The organism is Micrococcus sp. GbtcB5, from assembly GCF_019091605.1.
Taxonomy (GTDB): Bacteria; Actinomycetota; Actinomycetes; order Actinomycetales; family Micrococcaceae; genus Micrococcus; species Micrococcus luteus.
Genome location: NZ_JAGXJK010000020.1, coordinates 15516 through 34239, shown reverse-complemented (window position 1 = coordinate 34239; position 18724 = coordinate 15516). Strand labels below are relative to the sequence as shown.

The window sequence follows — 18724 nt, the reverse complement described above, 5'->3', positions numbered from 1 at the left end:
ATTCACTGAGACGGGGAGCGATGTCCATATTCTGAGATTTGCAGCCACATGGTGAGACTCGCGCCTGCCCCGATGTGCAGTACGCTGGCCCCATGCAGATGCGCGCGCAGCAGTGGTGGACCGCCTGAGGGCGGCCCCGGTCATGCGCATCTGACACGACGAGCCGCTCGCCTGCCGGGCGGCTCGGTCATGAGCGGCTCCGGCGGGCCCCATCCCAGGAGGACCCCCGATGACCCACCGCAACCCCGAGGACAACGCCCTGAGAGGCGCCGCCGAACCCCGCACCCTCGCTGAGGCCTGCGACCTTGTCACCACCCCGGACCTGGACGTCTCCGCGGACGGCATGTTCGGCCAGTACGGCGGCGCCCACCTGCCCCCGCAGCTGGCCGGCCCCATGGCCGAGGTCGCCCGCGCGTACGCCGAGGCGCGCCAGGACCCCGAGTTCTACGCCGAATACCGACGCCTGCTGCGCGACGCCGTCGGGCGCCCGTCCCCCCTGACCCCGCTGGACCGCCTCTCCGACGAGCTCGGCGGCGCACGGATCGTGCTCAAGCGCGAGGACCTGAACCACACCGGCGCCCACAAGATCAACCACACGATCGGCGAGGCGCTACTCGCCAAGCGCATGGGCAAGCGCAGCCTGATCGCGGAGACCGGCGCCGGCCAGCACGGCGTGGCCCTGGCGACGGCGGCCGCGATGGTCGGCCTCGACTGCGAGATCCACATGGGCGCGATCGACGTGGCCAAGCAGCACCCCAACGTGGTGCGCATGCGCCTGCTCGGCACGAAGGTGGTCTCGGTGGAGCGCGAGGGCCGCTCCCTGAAGGAGGCCGTGGACTCGGCGTTCGAGGTGTACGCGGCGGACCCGGAGAAGTACCTCTTCGCGATCGGCTCCGTGGTGGGCCCGCACCCGTTCCCCACGATGATCCGCGACTTCCAGTCCGTGGTCGGCCGCGAGGCCCGCGCCCAGTTCCAGGAGCGGTTCGGGGCGCTGCCGAGCGCCGTCGTCGCCGCGGTGGGCGGCGGCTCCAACGCGATCGGCGCGTTCACCGCGTTCCTCGACGACGCCGACGTCGCGCTCGTGGGCGTGGAGCCCGGCGGCCGCTCCGCGACCAAGGGCGAGCACGCGATGACCATGACCCAGGGCCGCGACGGCGTCCTCCACGGCATGGCCACCCTCGTCCTCGCCGACGACGACGGCACCCCAGACCCCGTGCACTCGATCGCCTCGGGCCTGGACTACCCGGGCGTCGGCCCACAGCACGCCCACTTCGCGAGCGTCGGCCGTGTCCGGTACGTGGCCGAGGACGACGCGGCCGTGCTCGACGCGTTCCAGCGACTCACGAGGCTCGAGGGCGTCATCCCCGCGCTCGAGTCCGCGCACGCCGTGGCGCACGCGATCCGCCTCGCCCCGCAGATGGGCCGGGACGAGCGGATCCTCGTCAACCTCTCCGGCCGCGGGGACAAGGACGTGGACTACGTGGCGGAGAAGCTCGGGCTCACGGGCGAGGCGGCCGAGGTCGTGCGGTGAGCTGAGGCGGCGGCCCGGCGTCGCCCCCGGTCAGCGCGTAGCCTGGCTGCCGTGATGACCCTGATGTGGGGCGCAGTCGCCGCGTCCTCCCTGCTCGTGGGCGCCGTCCTGGCGACCCTGCGCCGCTGGCACATGGGCACGATCGGACTCGTGCTCGCCTTCGGCGCCGGCGCCCTGATCGCGTCCGTGTCCTTCGAGCTCGCGGAGGCGGGCGTGCAGGCGGCCGGACCTGCCGCCGTCGGCATCGGGCTGACGCTCGGCGCGGCCGCCTACTTCCTCGGCGACCGTGCGGTGGAGCGCTCCGCCGCGAGGTCCGGCGGCTCGTCCTCGGGCGCGGCGCTGACCGTGGGCGCGCTGCTGGACGGCATCCCGGAACAGCTCGTGCTGGGCATCGGGCTGGTCGCGGGCGAGGGCGTGTCCCTCGCGCTGCTCGTGGCGATCTTCATGTCCAACCTGCCCGAGTCCATCGCCGCCACGGCCGACTCCCTCGACGGCGGCAAGACGCGCCGCCACCTGCTGATCCAGTGGTCGCTCGTGGCGGTGGTCTGCGCCCTGGCGACGTGGGGCGGCGGGCTGATCGCCGACGTCGCCTCCCCTGCCCTGACCGGCGGCATCCAGGGCTTCGCGGCCGGCGCCCTGCTGGTCATGCTGATCGACACGATGATCCCCGAGGCCCGAGAGAAGGGCGGGGAGAAGGCCGGGCTGCTCACCGTGGTCGGCTTCGCGCTCGGCGCGTTCCTGTCCCTGGTGGTGTGACCGCCCAGGGACAGGAACGCCCGGCTCCGGTCACGGGGTGGGCATGCCGCCGGTCACCGGGATGGTCGCGCCCACCACATAGGAGGACTCCGGCGAGGCCAGGAACACGTACGCCGGGGCGAGCTCGGTGGGCTGCCCGGCGCGGCCCAGCGGAGTGGACTGGCCGAACTCCGGCAGGGCCTCCGGCTTCTGGCCGCCGGAGGGCTGCAGCGGGGTCCAGATCGGACCGGGCGCCACGGCGTTCACGCGGATGCCCTTCGGGGCCAGCTGCTGGCCCAGGGCCTTCGTGAAGGTGTTGATGGCGGCCTTGGTGGAGGCGTAGTCCACGAGCTGCGGCGGGGCCATGTAGGTCACCACGGACGTGGTGTTGATGATCGTGGAACCCGGCTTCAGGTGCGGCAGGGCGGCCTTGACCAGGCGGAACTGGGCCAGGATGTTGACGTCGAAGGTGGCCTCGAGCTGCTCGTCGTCGATGTCCTCGATCGAGTCCTGCGCCACCTGCTTGCCGGCGTTGTTCACCAGCACGTCCAGCCCGCCGAGCTTCTCGACCGCCTGGGCCACGAGGTCGGCGCAGAACGTCTTGTCGCGGAGGTCGCCGGGGATCCCGGCGGCGGTGCGCCCCTCCGCCTGCAGGACCTCGAGGACGTGCTGGGCGTCCTTCTCCTCCTCGGGCAGGTAGGTGATCACGACGTCGGCGCCCTCGCGCGCGAACGCGATCGCGGTGGCCGCGCCGATGCCGGAGTCGCCGCCGGTGATGAGCGCCTTGCGGCCCTCGAGACGGCCGGTGCCGCGGTAGGACTTCTCACCCAGGTCGGCCTTCGGCGTCATCTCCGCGTCCAGGCCGGTGCCGGGCAACGACTGCTCCGGCGGGCTGATCACGGGGTAGCGCTTCGTGGGGTCCTGCAGGGTGAGCTGGTCGGTGGTGGTGGTGTTCGCGTCGTCGTGCGCCACGGGGTGCTCCTCATGGTCTCGGGGCGGCGCGCGGTCTGCGCGCCGTTCTCCGAGCGTAGGGAGCAGCCCCCCGGCAGAGCCACGGCTGACCGCCGGGTCACCGGACGTGCCCCACCCGCTCCCCTGGACGACGAGCCCTGCGATATGGCCCCTAAACCGGGCGGGTAGGGGCCATATCGCAGGGCTCGTCGCGGGGGGCGGGTGTCGCGGGGCGTCGGGGCCGGGGCCGGGCGTCACAGCCCGCCGTGCACGAACTCCCCTCCCACGGCGGTGGCGACGACGTCGATCGCCGCGATCTGATCGCTCGGCACCGCGCGCGGGTCCTCGCTGAGCACCGTGAAGTCCGCGAGCTGGCCCGCGACGAGCCGTCCCTTGCGGCCGCCCCAGCCGGTCGCCTCCGCGGAGCCGACCGTGTAGGCGTGCAGGGCCTCGGCCACCGTGAGCCGCTCCGCGTCCGGGCCGTACTGCTCGCCGGTCTCGGTGCGGCGCAGCACGAAGTCCTGGATGACCTCCAGCGGGCGGCCGCCGGCCACGGGACGGTCCGAGCTGCCGGGCAGCACCAGGCCCGCGCGCAGCAGCCGCCCGGCCGGGTACGAGAGCGCGGCCCGCTCCGGCCCGATCCGCTCCCGCACCGACCCGCCGAACGCGCTGATGAAGTTCGGCTGGGTGGCCATCACGACCTCCAGCTCGGCCATGCGGGCCACCTGATCGTCGCGGACCACCCCGCCGTGCTCCACGCGGTGCGGCATCACGGGCCGCCCGAACCGGCCCCGCGCCTCGGCGATCACGTCGAGGGCGAAGTCCAGGGCGGCGTCGCCGATCGCGTGCAGGGCCAGCGCCCAGCCGGCGGCCGCCGCACCGAGGCACGCTCGGCGCATCTCCCCCGCGTCCTGCTGTAGGTAGCCGCGGCCGTGGCCGTGGCCGCAGTAGTCCTCGGTCATCGCGGCGGTCTGTCCGAGCATCGACCCGTCCGTGAACACCTTCGCCGGCCCGATCTGCAGCCACTCGTCGCCCACGCCCGTGCGCACGCCGGCGTCGAGGGTGAGGTGCGTGCCGTCGTCGGGATGGCCGTCCACCGGGCGCAGCGCGTCCAGGGTGACCATCGTCTGGAAGCGGGTGCACAGCAGCCCCGCGTCCCGGGCGCGCTGATACGCGCCGAACTCGAGCGGGCTGTGCCCGATCCACCCGCCGGCCACCCCCGCATCCGTCACCGAGGTGATGCCCTCGGCCGCGTACTCCTGCGAGGCCCGCGCCAGGCACGCGCCGATGTGCTCGTGGGACTCCGGCTGCAGCAGCCGGGTCACCAGGCTCATGGCGGTCTCCTCCAACAGACCGGTGGGCCGGCCGGCGGCATCCGTGAGGATCCGTCCGCCCTCGGGCTGCTGCAGCACCTGCTCCCCCACGCCGGCCAGGACCAGCACCGCCCCGGAAACCGTGACGGCGTGGCCCGTGTTGTGGCGGATGAGCACGGGGCGCCCTGAGGCGGCGGCGTCGAGGCTGTCCCGGTCCGGCTGCGGGCCGGTGAGGTGGCCGGGGTCGAAGCCGGTGCACGTCACCCAGGCGCCGGGGCCGAGCTCGGCGGCGCGGGCGCGGACCCGGCGGTGGACCTCCTCCGCGGTGCGCGCACCCTCGAGGTCCACGTCCAGGCGCGACTGGCCGAACCACACGCTGTGCGCGTGCGCGTCGTTGAACCCGGCCAGGACGGTGCGCCCCCGCGCGTCGAGGCGCTCGCGCGCTGCGAGGCCGTCCAGCTCCTCGTCCACCCCGACGACGGCGCCCCGCCACACCCCCAGCCGCGAGGCCGACGGGCGGGCGGGGTCGCCGGTGATGAGGCGGGCGTTCTCCACGATCAGGTCGAGCTGCATGGGGCGGGGCCTCCTGGGACGGGGCGGGCGGGCGAGGCGCGGGTGGGCGGCCTCGTCCGCGAGCGTAGCCGGGACGCGGGTCAGGGTGAGGTCTCGGCGGCGCTCACTTTCAGGGCCGAATACGACTCTCCCGGGCCCCAGAGCCCCCGGGAGAGTCGTATTCGGCCCACAAAGTGCGGAGGGCGCGGGTCAGGCGGTCGGCCCGCCGCCCGCGGCGGTCATCGCGCGTTCCAGGTCGGCCAGCAGCTCGGCGGTGGGCTCCACGCCCACGGACAGACGCACGAAACCGTCCGGGACGTCGTCGCCCCAGCGGGCGCGGCGCTCGGCCGCCGTGTGCGTGCCGCCGAAGCTGGTCTGCGGCACCACGTACTGCGCCGCGGCGATGAACCGCTCGGCCGCCGCCGCGTCCGCGAACCGCAGCCCGACGAGGCCGCCCGCCGCCGTCATCTGACGCGCCACGACCTCCGCGTCCGGGTGGTCCGCCAGCCCCGGGTAGACCACGGCGCGCACCGCCGGGTGGCCCGCGGCCAGCTCCGCGACCGCCTGCGCCGAGGCGCACATCCGGGCGAAGCGGACCTCGAGGGTCTCGAGACCGCGGTGGATGAGCCAGGCCTCGTGGGTGCCCAGGATCCCGCCGGCCAGGGTCCGCCAGCCGCGCACCCGCGCCATCACCTGCGGGTCCCGGCTGGCCACGTGCCCGCCGAGGGCGTCCGTGTGCCCGTTGACGGCCTTCGTGTCCGAGGCCACGACCACGTCCGCCCCCAGCTCCAGCGGGCGCTGCCCCAGGGGGGTCAGCAGCGTGTTGTCCACCACCACGAGGGCCCCCGCGCCGTCCCGGCGGCCGTTCGCGTGGGCGCGGGCGGCGACGTCCGCCAGGTCCGCCACGCGCAGCCCCGGGTTGGAGGGGGTCTCCACGAGCACCAGGTCGTAGCCGCTCAGGTCCGCATGGGCGAGCCCCTGGGTGGCGACCAGGTCCACGTGCACGCCTCGGGGCGTGAGGTGCTCGGCGGCGAGGGCGCGGGTGGGCCCGTAGCCGTCCGCGGGCAGGAGGGCGCGGTCCCCCGGGTGCAGCAGGGGCAGCAGGACGGCGGCGATCGCGGCCATGCCGGAGGGGACCACGGCGACGTCGGCGTCCTCCAGCGCGCCCAGGGCGGCCTCGAGCGCGGACCAGGTGGGCGTGGCCCAGCGCGCGTACTGGAAAGGCACGTCCGCGCCGGGGGCGGTGGGGGCGCCGTCCGGGTCCGCGCCGGGCAGGTGGAACGCGCTCGCGTGGACCAGCGGCGGGGAGATGGACTCCCCCGGGGCCATCCCGTGGGCGCGGTGGTGCAGGACGGTGCCGAAGGCGGGCGGCGGCGGGGCGGCGGACATGGCCCCGAGCGTAGTCCCGACCCCGGACGCGGCAGCGCGCCCCCTCCCTAGACTGGCGGACATGACCTCCGGCCCTCCCTCCCCCGCCCTGCCCGCCGGGCCCGCCGCCCACCTGCGCGGCGAGCACCTGACCGTCTCGCTCGGCGGGCACCGCGTGCTCACGGACGCCACGGTGCGGATCAACGCCGGCTCGCGGCTCGGGATCGTGGGTGAGAACGGGCGCGGCAAGACCACGCTGCTCCACGTGCTCACGGGCCGGATCACGCCCGACGTCGGCCGCGTGACGCGGGCGGGCACGCTCGCGTTCGTCCCGCAGGCGCTGCGGGCGCGGGCCGACGGGCGCTCCCGCACGGTGGGCGACCTGGTCCGCGACGCCCTCACGGGCCCGCACGCCGCACTCGAGGCCCTGGACGCCGCCGCGGCCGCCCTGGCCGAGGCCCCCGACGACGCCGGCGCCGGACACCGGTACTCCACCGCGCTGGAGCGGGCCCACCTCTACGACGCCTGGGACGCCGGCCGGCGCGTGGACATGGACCTCGAGGGGCTGTACGCGTGCACGGACCGCGAGCGCCCCCTCACATCGCTCTCGGTCGGCCAGCGCCACCGGGTGCGCCTGGCCGTCACCCTCGGCTCCCGGCCGGACCTGCTGCTGCTGGACGAGCCGACCAACCACCTGGACGACGTCGCCCTGGACTTCCTCACCCGCCGGCTGGTGGAGCACCCGGGCGGGGTCGCCGTCGTCAGCCACGACCGCGCCCTGCTGCGCGCCGTGTGCACCGACATCGTGGACCTGGATCCCAGCCAGGACGGGCGGCCGCGGCGGTACTCCGGCGGGTACGCCGGCTGGGCGAAGGGGCGCCGCCGCGCCCGGGCCGCCTGGGAGCAGGAGTACGCCGAGCAGAACGCCGAGCGCGAGCGGCTGGAGCTGGCCGTGGAGGACGCGCGGGAGCAGATGCAGGGCTCGTGGCGGCCCCCGAAGGGCACCGGCAAGCACCAGCGCTCGAGCCGGTCGGCGGGGATCGTGCAGATGTTCAACCGGCGCTTCGACGAGCTGGAGGCGCACCGGATCACCGTGCCCGAGCCGCCCCTGCGCCTGGACTGGCCGTTCGCGGACATGCCCGACGGCGACCCGCGGGACGGCGCGGACGCGGCGGCGGGCACGGCGGGCGGGCCGGGCACGGCGGGCGACGACGTCCTGCTCACCGCGGACGCCGTGCGCGTGGCCGGGCGGCTCGAGCAGCCGATGGGCGCGGCCCTCGTGCCGGGCGGCCGCGTGCTGGTGACGGGCCCGAACGGGGCCGGGAAGTCCACGCTGCTGCGCGTGCTCGCCGGGGACCTGGAGCCCACGAGCGGCTTGGTGACCGTGGGCGCCGACGTGCGCGTGCGCCTCGTGGCGCAGGAGACCCCCGCGTGGGACGAGGAGCGCACCGCCGCCGCCGTGTTCGAGGAGCACGTGCGCCGCGTCGGCGCGGACGAGGCCGGCGTCGACGACCTGGGCCGTCCCCTGCCGGCCCCCACGCTGCCCTCGCTCGGGCTGCTCACCGCCGAGGCCGCGGACACCCCGGTCGGACGCCTGTCCCAGGGGCAGCAGGCCCGTCTGCACCTGGCGATGGTGCTCATCGAGCGCCCCCACGTGCTGCTGCTGGACGAGCCGACGAACCACCTCTCCCCCGCGCTCGTGGACGAGATGACCGAGGCCCTGCAGGTCACGGAGCAGGCCGTCGTCGTGGTGACCCACGACCGGCAGATGCTCGCCGACCTCGCCGACTGGCCGCGCGTCGAGCTGCGGACCGACGCCGCGGCGGTGTGAGGCGGGCGGGGCCCCTGGCCACAGGCCCGGCCCGGCGGTCCGCCCTCAGAGGTGCGCCCGGCACAGCCGCCGCAGCGCCACGCGGGCCGGCAGTCGGTAGGCCAGGGCGACGACGGCGGGCCCGTGGACCGTCAGCCCCGCCCGGGTGCCGCGGGGGGTGGCGGTGAGGTCGTGCGTCATGGAGACCGCCGTCCCGGCCACCCGCACCGTCCACCGCCAGGTGCGGGCGTCGTCGTCGACCTCCTCGACCACGAACGGGACGCGCAGCCCCAGGGGCGCGTGGACCACGCCGCGAAGCCCGGCCCGCAGCCGGCGCCGTGGCGCCTCCACGGCGCGGATCTGCGGAGCCCACCGCGGCCACAGGCGCAGGTCGGCGTAGCGGGCCCAGGCCACGTCCACGGCGGCGGGCCCGGTCGTCGTCACGCGGCGGAACTGTCGGGGGCGGCGCGCGCGCCTCGCGCCGGCGGGGGTGCGGGTCCAGGGGGTCCGGATCATGGTGCCGAGCGTAGGGTCCGGACCGCCGGCCGGGACACGCCCGCCGGCCCGAGCGGCTCGGCCAGTGCACCGGGGGCGGCGTCGCGCTCCGGCAGGATGGGCGCATGACCCTCCCCACCCCCTCCGGCCGCTGGACGACGACGGCGCGGCCTGCCTTCGCCGTCGCCGCGGCCCTGTCCCTGGGCGGCAACCTGCTCTCACTGTGGATCGGCTCGTGGAAGTCCTCGGACCTGCCGGCCGACGCGGGCTACGCGGGCGTGCTCGAGGGCGGCTGGGAGCACATGCTCAACCAGCCCACGTACTTCACGTTCCTCTCGAACTTCCTGGTGGGGCTGACGTCCCTGCTGCTGGCGCTGCGCCTGCACCGGCCGGGCACGCTGTTCCGGGTGCTGCGGGTGACGGGGGTGGTGTGCATCGTGATCACGGGCGTGGTGTTCAACGTGCTGCTGCGGGACGCCGACCCGATGACCGCCGTCGAGCGGTTCAACGACACCCTGCAGCACATCGTCACGCCGATCCTCACCCCGGTGCTGTGGGCGGTCTTCGGGCCGCGGCGGCAGATCGCGTGGCGGGTGGTGTGGTTGTCCACGCTCATCCCGCTCGCCTGGCTGGCGTTCACGCTGCTGCGCGGGCCGTGGCTGGACTGGTACCCGTACACGATCCTGGACGTCCCGCGGCTGGGCTACGACGGCGTCGCCGTCTACGTGGTGGCGATCCTCGTGTTCTTCGTGGCGGTCGCCGCCCTGCTGCGGGTGGCCGACGGCCTGCTGGCGCGGGCCGGCGTCGGGGTGGGGGCGGGCGCCGAGGCGGAGGCCCGGGTGGAGGCCCGTCCCTCCCCCTGACCCCGCCTCAGTCCGACGCCGCGCGGCCCACCTGCACCGCCCACGCGCGGACGAGCGCCTCGGCGACCTCCTGCTGGTCCAGGTGCACGTTGTGGCCGGCGGCGTCGAGCGCCGCGTAGGTGGCGCGCGGGTAATGCTCCAGGAGCGCGGCCTGGTCCCGGTAGCCGACGAGGTGGTCCTCCCGGCCGGTGAGGATCAGGGCGGGCCCCTCGAACGGCGGCGCGGCCTCCTCCGGCACGGCGTCCAGGACGTAGCGCGCGGACAGGCGCTTCAGCGCCTCCTCGTCCACGGCGCGGACGCCCGGCAGCGCGTGCTCGCGGAACCGCTCCCACGTGTCCCGCGTCAGCCGCGGGGACATCTCGAGGAACGGGGCGGCGTCGTCGGGGTCGAGGGTAGACATGAAGGCGTCGTCGCGCTCGCGCACCACCAGGTCGGTGCGGGTGCGCCGGTCCTCGTCCGGGTCGACGACGGGCGCGAGCGGCCCCAGCCCCAACACCTGCGCGCCGAACTCGGCCGCCACGTGCCGGGCGAGCAGGCCGCCGAGGGAGTTGCCGAGCACCGCGAACGGCCGCTCGCCGACCTCCGCGCGGATCCAGTCCACGAGCCAGGCGGCGAGCTCGGGGAGGCCGCCGTCGTCCTGGAGGGCCGAGGTCCGGCCGAAGCCCGGCAGGTCCACGTAGATCCGCTCGACCTCCCCGGCCTCGGCGAGGGCGTCGTCGAGCGGCAGCAGCAGCCGGTGGTCCACGCTGTTGCCGTGCACCGCGATCAGCGGGACGCCGGAGCCGCGGCGGACGACGTGGGGGTTCTCGGGGGTGTGCTCGGATGTGTGCTCGGTCATGGGTCCGAGCGTAGGGCTGAGCGCGCGGTGCCGCCCTCTCCCCGCCGCCCTCTCCTCGCCGCCCTCTCCCCGCTGCCCCCTCCCCACCGCTTTGCGGGCCGAATGCGACGCTCCCGTGCCCGATTCAGGGGCTCATCCGTCGGATTCGGCCCACAAAGTGCTCGGCCGGGCCGCCCGGTGCCGGCCGGTCACCAGAGCAGCTGGTCCCCGCGGATCTGCGTCTGGAGTCCGTCGATGCGCCCGAGCACGGAGACCTGCAGCAGGGCCGGCCAGGCGTGCACCACGAGCCCCAGGGCCACCGCGACCACGCCCCAGACCGGATGCCCGACGGCCGCCAGCGCCACGCCCGCCACCGCGTGCAGACCCGCGGAGGCGGCGTGGCTGACGAGGGAGCCCACGGCGGCGGTGCGGATGCGCCGCAGGTCGGCCCGGCCGGTGATGCGGCGGCTGATGGCCGCGTTCCAGCCGACGGCGCCCAGCTGCCGGGAGAGCCAGTCGGTGCGGACCCGGCGGGCGAGATCGCGCCAGCGCGTGTCCCGCCTCCACGGCCGGTCCACGAGCTGCCGCGAGGGCTCCCCGTAGAACGGGCCGAACCCGAAGGTCCCCACCGTGAGCACGCCGACGAACAGCCCCGGCGCCGTCGGCGCCATCAGCACGAAGGCGGACATCAGGGCGGCGACGGTGAGGGCCAGACCGGCGAGCGAGCGGGGAGTCATCACCGCGGACGCTAGCGCACCGGGCCCGCACCCCGGGCGATCCCCTCGAGCCGCCGCACGTGCGCGGCCCACCGCTCGGCGTCCCAGCCGGGCAGGTTGTCCCCGGGGCCGCGCAGGCCGGCCTGCCCGTCGATCCCCTCGCGCAGGATGTCGGCGTGGCCGGCATGGCGGGCCGCGTCGAGGGCCACGTGGGAGAGGATCTGCGCCAGAGTCACCTCGGCCAGGTGCGCGGGCCACCAGGGGACCCGCCCCCGCGCGTCGAGGACGAGGGCCTCGATGGTCGCGTCCGCGTGCGCGAAGCATCGCCGCGCGTAGTCGAGGACGTCCTCGAGGGTCTCGTCCTCGGCGGCGAACAGGTCCGCGCCGTCCTCCTCGCCCACCCCCGGCGCGTCCCAGGGCAGGGGGATGCCGGCGGGGCGGCCGAAGACCTCGCCGAAGTACTCGAGCTCGCACGTGGCCGCGTGCTTGAGCAGGCCCAGCAGGTTGGTGCCGGTGGGGGTGCGGGGCAGGCGGACCTCCCGCTCGGGCAGGCCGTCCAGCTTCGCGAAGAGGGCGTCGCGCTGCCGGCGCAGCCCCTGATGGAGGATCTCCTTGTGGTCCATGGGGTGAGCCTGCCGGGATTCAGGCCGCGCGGACGGCCCTGGCCCGTGGCCCGACGTCGTCGCGGACGTCCGGCGCCCCGGGCCGCCGTCGTCGGTCCTCAGCCCTCCCGGCGCGGGACCACGGTGATGGCCCGGGTGTCCGGGGCGGTGTCGGCGACGTGCTCCATGGCGCGGTCGAGGTCGCCGGTCTGCTGGTACGCCGCGTGGATCTGTTCCCACAGGCGGGCGTTGCGGACGCCGATCGCGTGCGGATCCAGCACGGGTTCCTGGCCGGCTCGGCGCTGACGGTCGTAGTCCTTGAGCAGCCGGATGGCCACGGGGCTCAGCAGGATGAGCGCCACGATGTTCACCCACGTGTAGAGGCCGACGCCGAAGTCCGCGAGGGACCACACGAACGCGGAGGCCTGCACGGACCCGAACACCATGGAGCCGGCCAGCAGCAGCCGGGCGATCGCGATGACCGCGCGCTGCGCCGTCTTGTTGGGGATGAGGTAGGCGACGTTCGTCTCCGCGTAGAACGCGAAGGAGAGCAGGGTGGTGAAGGAGAACAGGAAGACGGCGATCGCCACGAAGGACGGTCCGAAGGCGGGCAGTGCCTCGTCGATGGCGATCTGGACCCATGCCGGGCCCTCCTCGACGCCGGGCACGTGCTCCGCGAGGAGGCTCTCCTCGTCCGGGCCCAGCACGTTGAAGCTGTTCGTGGCGAGGATCATCAGGCCGGTCATGGTGCAGACGAACAGGGTGTCCACGTAGGCGGAGAACGCCTGGGCCAGGCCCTGCTTCACGGGGTGGGAGACGTGGGCGGCCGCCGAGGCCTGGGCGCCCGAACCGGTGCCGATCTCGGTGGAGTACACGGCACGGCGCACGCCCCACGCGACGGCGGCGCCGAGGATGCCGCCGTAGACCGAGTCCAGGCCCAGCGCGCTGGAGAAGATCAGCCCGAACATCGCGGGGACCTGCTGCCACATGAGTCCGACGACGAGCAGCCCCACCAGGATGTACGCGCCGGCCATGAACGGGACCACGAGGCCCACCGTGCGGCCCAGGCGGTGCATGCCGCCGAACACGATCACGCAGAACAGCACGGCCATCCCGAGACCCACCCACAGCGGATCCCAGCCCCACGCCTCGGTCGTGGCGGCGGTGACGGCGTTGGCCTGGATCTGCGGGCCGGTGAAGACCGTGGCGAACACGGTGGCCGCGGCGTAGGCGACCGCCAGCCACCGCCAGTTCCGGCCGAGCCCCTCAAGGATGTAGTACGCGGGCCCGCCGCGGTACTCGCCGCGGACCTTGTGCTTGTAGAGCTGTGCGAGCGAGCTCTCCACGAGCGCCACGGGGGCGCCGAGGATCGCCGTCACCCACATCCAGAACAGCGCGCCCGGGCCGCCCAGGTAGATCGCGGCCGCGACGCCCGCGATGTTGCCGACGCCGATGCGCCCGCCCAGGGCCATGGCGAACGACTGGAACGAGCTGATCCCCGCCGACGACGATCCTCCCCTGGCCAGCTGACCCACCATGTCCTTGAGCAGCCGCACCTGGGGAGCCGCCATGCGGATCGTGAAGTACAGGCCCAGGGCGAGGAGCCCGACGACCATGGGCAGGCTCCACATGATCGAGTTGGCGGCGGTGACGAACTGCTCCATGGTCACTTCCCAGGTCGCGGACAGGATCCGTGCACTCCATCACATTCGGGCCACCCCGCGCACCCCTGAGCCCCCCCGGGGGTCTGCGCGGGACCGACAGGGTCGGCCGGCCAGACACGCCGTGCCGTCCCCGCACCGGCTCACCCCTGCCCCGCTCCCGCCACCTCCCGCACCGTCGCCACCACCTCGACGTGCCCGGCCTCCGGGTCCGCGAGGATCTGGCGGAACTCCGGCGCGACGCCGGCGTCCTCCACGTCGAACGCGTCCATCAGTCCCAGCAGGTCCGGATGGGGCAGCGCGCCGCCGGGGACGTCGTCGAGGAGGTCGACCTCGCCCGCATCGGCGCGCACGTCCACGTACCGCTCCACGCGGCGTGGCAGCGTCCCGGTCACCACCTCGTGCCCGTCGACCCTGAGGCCCGCGGGAGCCGGGCCGCTCAGCGGGACGGCCAGGACGGTCTCCACGACGTCGGCGGCGCCCGGCACCGGACGCAGCGCCGTCCACAGCGGCCCGGCGGGTGCCGACCCCGCCTCCGCGAGTGCCTGGAACAGCGTCGCGAAGGCGGCGTTCGCGCGCTCGGTGGTCGACTCCTCACCGGCCTCGTCCAGGGCCACCCGCTGCACGACGCCGGCCCACGGCGTCGGCCCGACCGTGCGTTCCGCCACGGGGCCGGGACGGGCGGGGCCGCCGTCGTCGTCGGGATCCGGGGCCGCGTAGACACCGGCGGCCGCGAGCGCGAGCGCGCGGTCCTCGAGGTCGCGGCGGCGTCGCAGCTCGGCCGCGTGCGCCTCGAGCCGCGCCGACAGGGAGGCGGGGTCCGCGAGGACGGACCGGACGTCGTCGACCGTGAGGCCGGCCGCCCGCAGGACGCGGATCTGCGCGGCCGTCCGGATCTGGCCGGGCTCGTAGCGGCGGTAGCCGGAGTGGGCGTCGACGTCGGCGGGAGCGAGGAGGCCACGCTCGTCGTAGAAGCGCAGCGCCTTCACGCTCAGTCCGGTGGCGAGGGCGAACTCGCCGACGGTCATCAGGGGGCTCATGGGGCGGCCTTTCTCTCAGGTGATCCCAGCGTGGGCGTTCCCCCAAGGGGAGGGTCAAGCGTCGCCCAGCCTGCTCGAGACCGACGGCCTCAGACCTCCAGCAGCACCTTGATCTCGCGGCGCTCGTCCATGGCCCGATACGCCTCGGCGGCGTCGTCGAGCGGCATGCGCGCGGTGAACACGCGGCCGGGCTGGATCTCCCCGGACTGGATGCGCTCGATCAGCTCGGGCAGGAAACGGCGGACGGGGGCGGGGCCGCCCTCGAGGTGGATCTGCCGGCCGAAGAGGTCGGAGCCGTCGAGGGTCTGGTCGTGGGAGACGCCCACGAACCCGACGTACCCGCCGGGGCGCACCGAGGCCAGAGCTTGGTCCATGGAGCCCTGCGTGCCGACGGCCTCGCACACCCCGTGCGCGCCGTAGCCGCCGGTGAGCTCGCGCACCTGGGCGGCACCCTCCTCGCCGCGCTCGGCGATCACGACGTCGGCACCGAACTCCCGGGCGAGCGCGGCCCGATCCTCATGGCGGGAGAACACGATGACCTGCTCCGCGCCGAGGGTCTTGGCGGCCAGGACGGCACACAGGCCGACGGCGCCGTCGCCGACCACGGCGATGGTCTTGCCGGGGCCGGCCTGCGCGGCGACGGCGGCGTACCAGCCGGTGCCGAGCACATCCGAGGCGGCGAGGTAGTCGGCCAGGCGGTCCGGGTCCGAGGGCTCGCCCCCGGGCACCTTCACGAGGGAGCCGTCGGCGAGCTCGACGCGCATGTACTGCGCCTGACTGCCCGTGTACTCGCCGGCGTTGACGCAGCGGGACTGGTAGCCGGCCTGGCAGATCTCGCACGTGTTGTCCGAGAGCATGAAGGAGCCGATCACGAAGTCGCCGACCTCGAGGGTGGCGACGTCCTCGCCCTTCTCCACGATCGTGCCGACGTACTCGTGGCCCATGCGCCGGTTGTCGACGTCGTTGTGGCCGCGGTAGGGCCACAGGTCCGAGCCGCACACGCACGCGGCGGCCAGCTTCAGGACCACGTCCGTGGGCTGGGCGACGCGCGGAGTGTCCACCTCCTCCACGACGACGTCGCCCGGCGCACGCATGACGACCGCCTTCATCGTCGCGGGGATGGCAGGGGTGGCGGGGGTCTGTGCGGTCATGGTCTGTCCTCCGGTCTGGCCCGGCGGTCCGGGCGGCGGTGTGCGGGGACCAGTCTTGCGCCCCTGGGCCGTGGAGACGACACATCGACGTCGCAGGCGGGGCCGGTGGATGACCGCGCGCCAGCGACATCACCGCCGGGCAGAACCGCGGTGATGTCGCTGGCGTGAGGTCGGCCGACACACCCCGCTCGGCTCACAGCGAACGAGCGCCGCCGGGCGTTACACTGTGGTTCCCATCACATCCGACTCCCCTCGGAGGCCCGTCGTGACCCCCACCCTGTCCGCCCGCCTCGAGCGCACCGCCGCCGAGCATCCGCACTCCACCGCCCTGATCCTCGGCGAGAACCGCATGACGTATGCGGAGCTCCAGGACCAGTCCCAGCGCCTGGCCGGGCTCATGCGGCAGGAGGGCATCGGCCCCGGGGACCGCGTGGCGCTCATGGTGCCGAACATCCCGGCGTTCCCGGTGGTGTTCTTCGCGGCCCTGCAGCTGGGCGCCGTCGTCGTCCCGATGAACCCGCTGTTCAAGCGCCGCGAGATCGAGTACTACCTGGAGGACTCGGGCACGTCGATGCTGTGGTCCGTGCCGTCCGAGGAAGCCGTGGAGGGCGCCCGCGAGCGCGGTGTGCCGCTGCGCACCCTCGGCGAGGACGGCCTCGCCCCGCACCTCGCGGAGAGCCCCGGCCCGGTGACCGAGACCGTCGAGCGGGACCTCGAGGACGACGCCGTCATCCTCTACACCTCCGGCACCACCGGCCGCCCCAAGGGGGCCCAGCTGACCCACCGGAACATGGGCACCAACGCGGACACCGCGGCGGAGACGCTGATCCAGCTCCAGCACGGGGAGACCGTGCTCGGCTGCCTGCCGCTGTTCCACGTCTTCGGCCTCACGTGCGCGCTCATGGCGTCCGTGACGACGGGCGCCAGCCTGGCGTTGATCCCCCGCTTCGATCCCGCCGTGGCCGTGCAGACCGTCCGGGAGTGCGCGGTGGACGTGTTCATCGGCGTGCCCACCATGTACGGGGCGGTGCTGGCCGCGGCCAAGGACCGTCCGGAGGACCTGGCCAGCCTGCGCCTGGGCGTCTCCGGCGGATCCGCCCTGCCCGTGGAGCTGCTGCGCCGCTTCGAAGCCACCTTCAAGTGCGAGATCCTCGAGGGCTACGGCCTGTCCGAGACCTCCCCGGTGGCGTGCTTCAACCATCCGGGTGAGAAGCATCAGCCGGGCTCGATCGGACGCGCCGTCCGCGGGTGCGAACTGCAGCTGGTGACGCCGGACGGGGCCGTCGTGCCCGAGGGCGACGAGGAGACCCTGGGCGAGGTGTGGATCCGCGGCGAGAACGTGATGAAGGGCTACTGGGGCAAGCCGGAGGCCACCGCCCAGGCCATCACCGAGGACGGCTGGTTCCGCTCCGGCGACCTCGCCCGGCGCGACGCCGCGGGCAACTACTACATCGTGGACCGCACGAAGGACATGATCCTGCGCGGCGGGCTCAACGTGTACCCGCGCGAGATCGAGGAGGTGCTCTACGAGCACCCGGCCGTCGCGGAGGCCGCCGTGGTGGGGGTGCCCCACCCGGAGCTCGGCCAGGAGGTCGCCGCGCACGTGGTGCTCGCCCCCGGCGCGCACGCCACGGAGGAGGAGCTGATCCAGCACGTGAAGTCCCAGGTGGCCCCCTACAAGTACCCGCGCACCGTGAACGTGCGGGACGGGCTGCCCAAGACCGCCACGGGCAAGATCCTCAAGCGGGAATTGACGCCGGCGGAGTGATCTCGGGATGACCGCCCGGGCCCGCGTGTGGGCCGAGGTGCTGGCGGAGGCGTGAGGGGGGCGGCGATGGATTCGGGATGACCTGTCGATCGCGACATGATCTGACGGCAGACCCCAGGTCGTGTCGCGGCCGTCAGGTCGGTCGACCTCGGGCCACCACCCCCGCCGTCACAGCCGCGACAACCTCCCGTGGCGGCTCGGCCCCGGCCCAGTCCCCCGCGGCGCCACCCTCGAGGCTGGCGATCAACCCCTCGACGTCGGCGTGGTGCTCACCGCGTCCCGAGCGGCGGATCAGCGTCCAGGCGTCCCCCTCGAGCGTGAGTCGACACCCCGGGGCGAGCTCGCCGCGCAGCCGCGCCAGGGCCCGCCGTTTGAGGCCGTGCTCGTTGAGGAGCGCCGTCGTCGGAGACGCCACCCCGCGCCCGCACGCCCCGCACATCCGCGCTCAGCCGCGCTCGCGCGGGAACCGGCGGGCGAAGTCCGCGGCCACGTCCTTCATGAACGCGAACTCCACGCCGTCGTGCCCCTGGATGTGGTCGAACAGCCGCTCCAGCATGAGCAGGTTCTGGGGGCGTCCGGACACGTCCGGGTGGATCGTGATCGGGAAGACGGCGTAGTCCATCTCGCGGTGCACCCAGTCGAACTGGTCCTTCCACAGCTGCTCGATGTCCCGCGGGGAGACGAAGCCGTGGCTGTTGGGGCTGGACTTGATGAACATCATGGGAGGCAGGTCGTCCAGGTACCAGGACGCCGGGATCTCGATCAGGTCGGTCTCCTCGCCCCGGACGAGCGGCTTCATCCACGCGTGCGCGGACGCGGCCTCGTAGTCGATCTTCGTCCAGCTGTCCCCCACACGCACGTAGTACGGGGTGTGGTCGTCGTGCATGAGCGAGTGGTCGTAGAGGAAGCCGCGGTCCAGCAGGATCTCGTTGGTCACCGTGGAGAACTCCCACCACGGCGCCACGTAGCCCACGGGCTCGGTGCCCGAGCGGCGCTCGATCAGGTCCGTGCAGTAGTCCAGGATCTCGGTCTCCTGCTGCCGGGTCATGGCAATGGGGTTCTCGTGCGAGTACCCGTGCACGCCGATCTCGTGACCGGCGGCGACGACGGCGTCGAACTGCTCCGGGAACGTCTCGATCGAGTGCCCCGGCCAGAACCAGGAGACCGGCAGCTCGCGCCGCTGGAAGAGCTGCAGCAGACGCGGTACGCCCACCTCGCCGGCGAACAGACCGCGGGAGATGTCACCCGGGGAGTCCTCGCCGCCGTACGAGCCGAGCCAGCCGCCGACCGCGTCCACATCGATGCCGACGCTCACGTAGATCTTCTTCGCCATGGGGGTTCCTCCTCGGAA

At 74.3% G+C, this 18724-nt stretch carries 17 protein-coding genes; 5 read left to right on the top strand and 12 right to left on the bottom strand.

Going from position 1 to position 18724, the window contains the following annotated elements:
• The first annotated feature begins 229 nt into the window (after positions 1–229).
• Both trpB and KVS67_RS08685 read left to right on the top strand, forming a co-directional pair.
• A complete protein-coding gene (trpB, locus tag KVS67_RS08690; protein WP_217565259.1) occupies positions 230–1531 on the top strand; it encodes a tryptophan synthase subunit beta in 1302 nt (433 codons plus the stop codon).
• A 54-nt stretch (positions 1532–1585) separates the two neighbouring features.
• The gene (locus KVS67_RS08685) at positions 1586–2287 is read left to right on the top strand and encodes a ZIP family metal transporter (protein WP_036337122.1); all 702 of its coding nucleotides are present in this window, start codon (positions 1586–1588) and stop codon (positions 2285–2287) included.
• Positions 2288–2317: 30 nt separating this feature from the next.
• On the opposite strand, the gene KVS67_RS08680 is transcribed toward KVS67_RS08685, so the two are convergent.
• The 3 genes from KVS67_RS08680 to KVS67_RS08670 form a co-directional block, all read right to left on the bottom strand.
• Complete coding sequence (locus tag KVS67_RS08680; protein ID WP_036315591.1) at positions 2318–3238, bottom strand: glucose 1-dehydrogenase; 921 nt, start codon at positions 3236–3238, stop codon at positions 2318–2320.
• A gap of 233 nt (positions 3239–3471) precedes the next feature.
• Entirely contained in the window at positions 3472–5103 is a 1632-nt protein-coding gene (locus KVS67_RS08675) for an amidohydrolase (protein ID WP_217565258.1), read from the bottom strand.
• A 189-nt stretch (positions 5104–5292) separates the two neighbouring features.
• Positions 5293–6471 carry a cystathionine gamma-lyase gene (locus tag KVS67_RS08670; RefSeq protein WP_020627041.1) on the bottom strand — a complete coding sequence of 393 codons (1179 nt, stop codon included), beginning with the start codon at positions 6469–6471 and terminating at the stop codon, positions 5293–5295.
• A 61-nt stretch (positions 6472–6532) separates the two neighbouring features.
• Between KVS67_RS08670 and KVS67_RS08665 the strand changes: the two genes are divergently transcribed.
• Positions 6533–8281 carry an ABC-F family ATP-binding cassette domain-containing protein gene (locus KVS67_RS08665; protein WP_217565257.1) on the top strand — a complete coding sequence of 583 codons (1749 nt, stop codon included), beginning with the start codon at positions 6533–6535 and terminating at the stop codon, positions 8279–8281.
• Positions 8282–8326: 45 nt separating this feature from the next.
• On the opposite strand, the gene KVS67_RS08660 is transcribed toward KVS67_RS08665, so the two are convergent.
• The gene (locus KVS67_RS08660; protein WP_020627043.1) at positions 8327–8776 is read right to left on the bottom strand and encodes an SRPBCC family protein; all 450 of its coding nucleotides are present in this window, start codon (positions 8774–8776) and stop codon (positions 8327–8329) included.
• Between the two features lie 104 nt (positions 8777–8880).
• Here KVS67_RS08660 and KVS67_RS08655 point away from each other — a divergent pair, with 104 nt between their 5' ends.
• Complete coding sequence (locus KVS67_RS08655) at positions 8881–9618, top strand: Pr6Pr family membrane protein (protein ID WP_217565256.1); 738 nt, start codon at positions 8881–8883, stop codon at positions 9616–9618.
• Positions 9619–9625: 7 nt separating this feature from the next.
• Here KVS67_RS08655 and KVS67_RS08650 read toward each other — a convergent pair whose 3' ends face one another.
• The 6 genes from KVS67_RS08650 to KVS67_RS08625 form a co-directional block, all read right to left on the bottom strand.
• On the bottom strand, positions 9626–10456 hold the full coding sequence (locus tag KVS67_RS08650) for an alpha/beta fold hydrolase (RefSeq protein ID WP_217565255.1): 831 nt from the start codon (positions 10454–10456) through the stop codon (positions 9626–9628).
• A gap of 188 nt (positions 10457–10644) precedes the next feature.
• Entirely contained in the window at positions 10645–11172 is a 528-nt protein-coding gene (locus KVS67_RS08645; protein ID WP_036315583.1) for a hypothetical protein, read from the bottom strand.
• An 11-nt stretch (positions 11173–11183) separates the two neighbouring features.
• The gene (locus tag KVS67_RS08640; protein ID WP_010079843.1) at positions 11184–11774 is read right to left on the bottom strand and encodes a DinB family protein; all 591 of its coding nucleotides are present in this window, start codon (positions 11772–11774) and stop codon (positions 11184–11186) included.
• Positions 11775–11872: 98 nt separating this feature from the next.
• Complete coding sequence (locus KVS67_RS08635; protein ID WP_217565254.1) at positions 11873–13417, bottom strand: sodium:alanine symporter family protein; 1545 nt, start codon at positions 13415–13417, stop codon at positions 11873–11875.
• Positions 13418–13557: 140 nt separating this feature from the next.
• Positions 13558–14454, bottom strand: coding sequence for a MerR family transcriptional regulator (locus tag KVS67_RS08630; RefSeq protein WP_217565253.1), 897 nt, complete (start codon positions 14452–14454; stop codon positions 13558–13560).
• Positions 14455–14543: 89 nt separating this feature from the next.
• Positions 14544–15605, bottom strand: a complete 1062-nt coding sequence (locus KVS67_RS08625) for a zinc-binding dehydrogenase (protein ID WP_141844073.1) — start codon at positions 15603–15605, stop codon at positions 14544–14546.
• 265 nt (positions 15606–15870) lie between these two features.
• Here KVS67_RS08625 and KVS67_RS08620 point away from each other — a divergent pair, with 265 nt between their 5' ends.
• Positions 15871–17373: a long-chain fatty acid--CoA ligase gene (locus KVS67_RS08620; RefSeq protein WP_036382418.1), complete on the top strand. Its 1503-nt coding sequence runs from the start codon at positions 15871–15873 to the stop codon at positions 17371–17373.
• Between the two features lie 133 nt (positions 17374–17506).
• Here the strand turns inward: KVS67_RS08620 and KVS67_RS08615 are convergent, their stop codons facing one another.
• Together KVS67_RS08615 and KVS67_RS08610 are read right to left on the bottom strand one after the other, a co-directional pair.
• Positions 17507–17788, bottom strand: coding sequence for a hypothetical protein (locus KVS67_RS08615; RefSeq protein WP_235186485.1), 282 nt, complete (start codon positions 17786–17788; stop codon positions 17507–17509).
• A gap of 30 nt (positions 17789–17818) precedes the next feature.
• Positions 17819–18706, bottom strand: a complete 888-nt coding sequence (locus tag KVS67_RS08610; RefSeq protein ID WP_135019554.1) for a polysaccharide deacetylase — start codon at positions 18704–18706, stop codon at positions 17819–17821.
• Positions 18707–18724 lie beyond the last annotated feature (18 nt).

Bases quoted from the DNA above. Each gene is read 5' to 3' on its own strand.
- KVS67_RS08675 (WP_217565258.1), bottom strand. From the start codon at position 5,103: ATGCAGCTCGACCTGATCGTGGAGAACGCCCGCCTCATCACCGGCGAC.
- KVS67_RS08650 (WP_217565255.1), bottom strand. From the start codon at position 10,456: ATGACCGAGCACACATCCGAGCACACCCCCGAGAACCCCCACGTCGTC.
- KVS67_RS08665 (WP_217565257.1), top strand. From the start codon at position 6,533: ATGACCTCCGGCCCTCCCTCCCCCGCCCTGCCCGCCGGGCCCGCCGCC.
- KVS67_RS08625 (WP_141844073.1), bottom strand. From the start codon at position 15,605: ATGACCGCACAGACCCCCGCCACCCCTGCCATCCCCGCGACGATGAAG.
- KVS67_RS08645 (WP_036315583.1), bottom strand. From the start codon at position 11,172: ATGACTCCCCGCTCGCTCGCCGGTCTGGCCCTCACCGTCGCCGCCCTG.
- KVS67_RS08635 (WP_217565254.1), bottom strand. From the start codon at position 13,417: ATGGAGCAGTTCGTCACCGCCGCCAACTCGATCATGTGGAGCCTGCCC.
- trpB (WP_217565259.1), top strand. From the start codon at position 230: ATGACCCACCGCAACCCCGAGGACAACGCCCTGAGAGGCGCCGCCGAA.
- KVS67_RS08685 (WP_036337122.1), top strand. From the start codon at position 1,586: ATGACCCTGATGTGGGGCGCAGTCGCCGCGTCCTCCCTGCTCGTGGGC.
- KVS67_RS08610 (WP_135019554.1), bottom strand. From the start codon at position 18,706: ATGGCGAAGAAGATCTACGTGAGCGTCGGCATCGATGTGGACGCGGTC.
- KVS67_RS08655 (WP_217565256.1), top strand. From the start codon at position 8,881: ATGACCCTCCCCACCCCCTCCGGCCGCTGGACGACGACGGCGCGGCCT.
- KVS67_RS08630 (WP_217565253.1), bottom strand. From the start codon at position 14,454: ATGAGCCCCCTGATGACCGTCGGCGAGTTCGCCCTCGCCACCGGACTG.
- KVS67_RS08660 (WP_020627043.1), bottom strand. From the start codon at position 8,776: ATGATCCGGACCCCCTGGACCCGCACCCCCGCCGGCGCGAGGCGCGCG.
- KVS67_RS08670 (WP_020627041.1), bottom strand. From the start codon at position 6,471: ATGTCCGCCGCCCCGCCGCCGCCCGCCTTCGGCACCGTCCTGCACCAC.
- KVS67_RS08640 (WP_010079843.1), bottom strand. From the start codon at position 11,774: ATGGACCACAAGGAGATCCTCCATCAGGGGCTGCGCCGGCAGCGCGAC.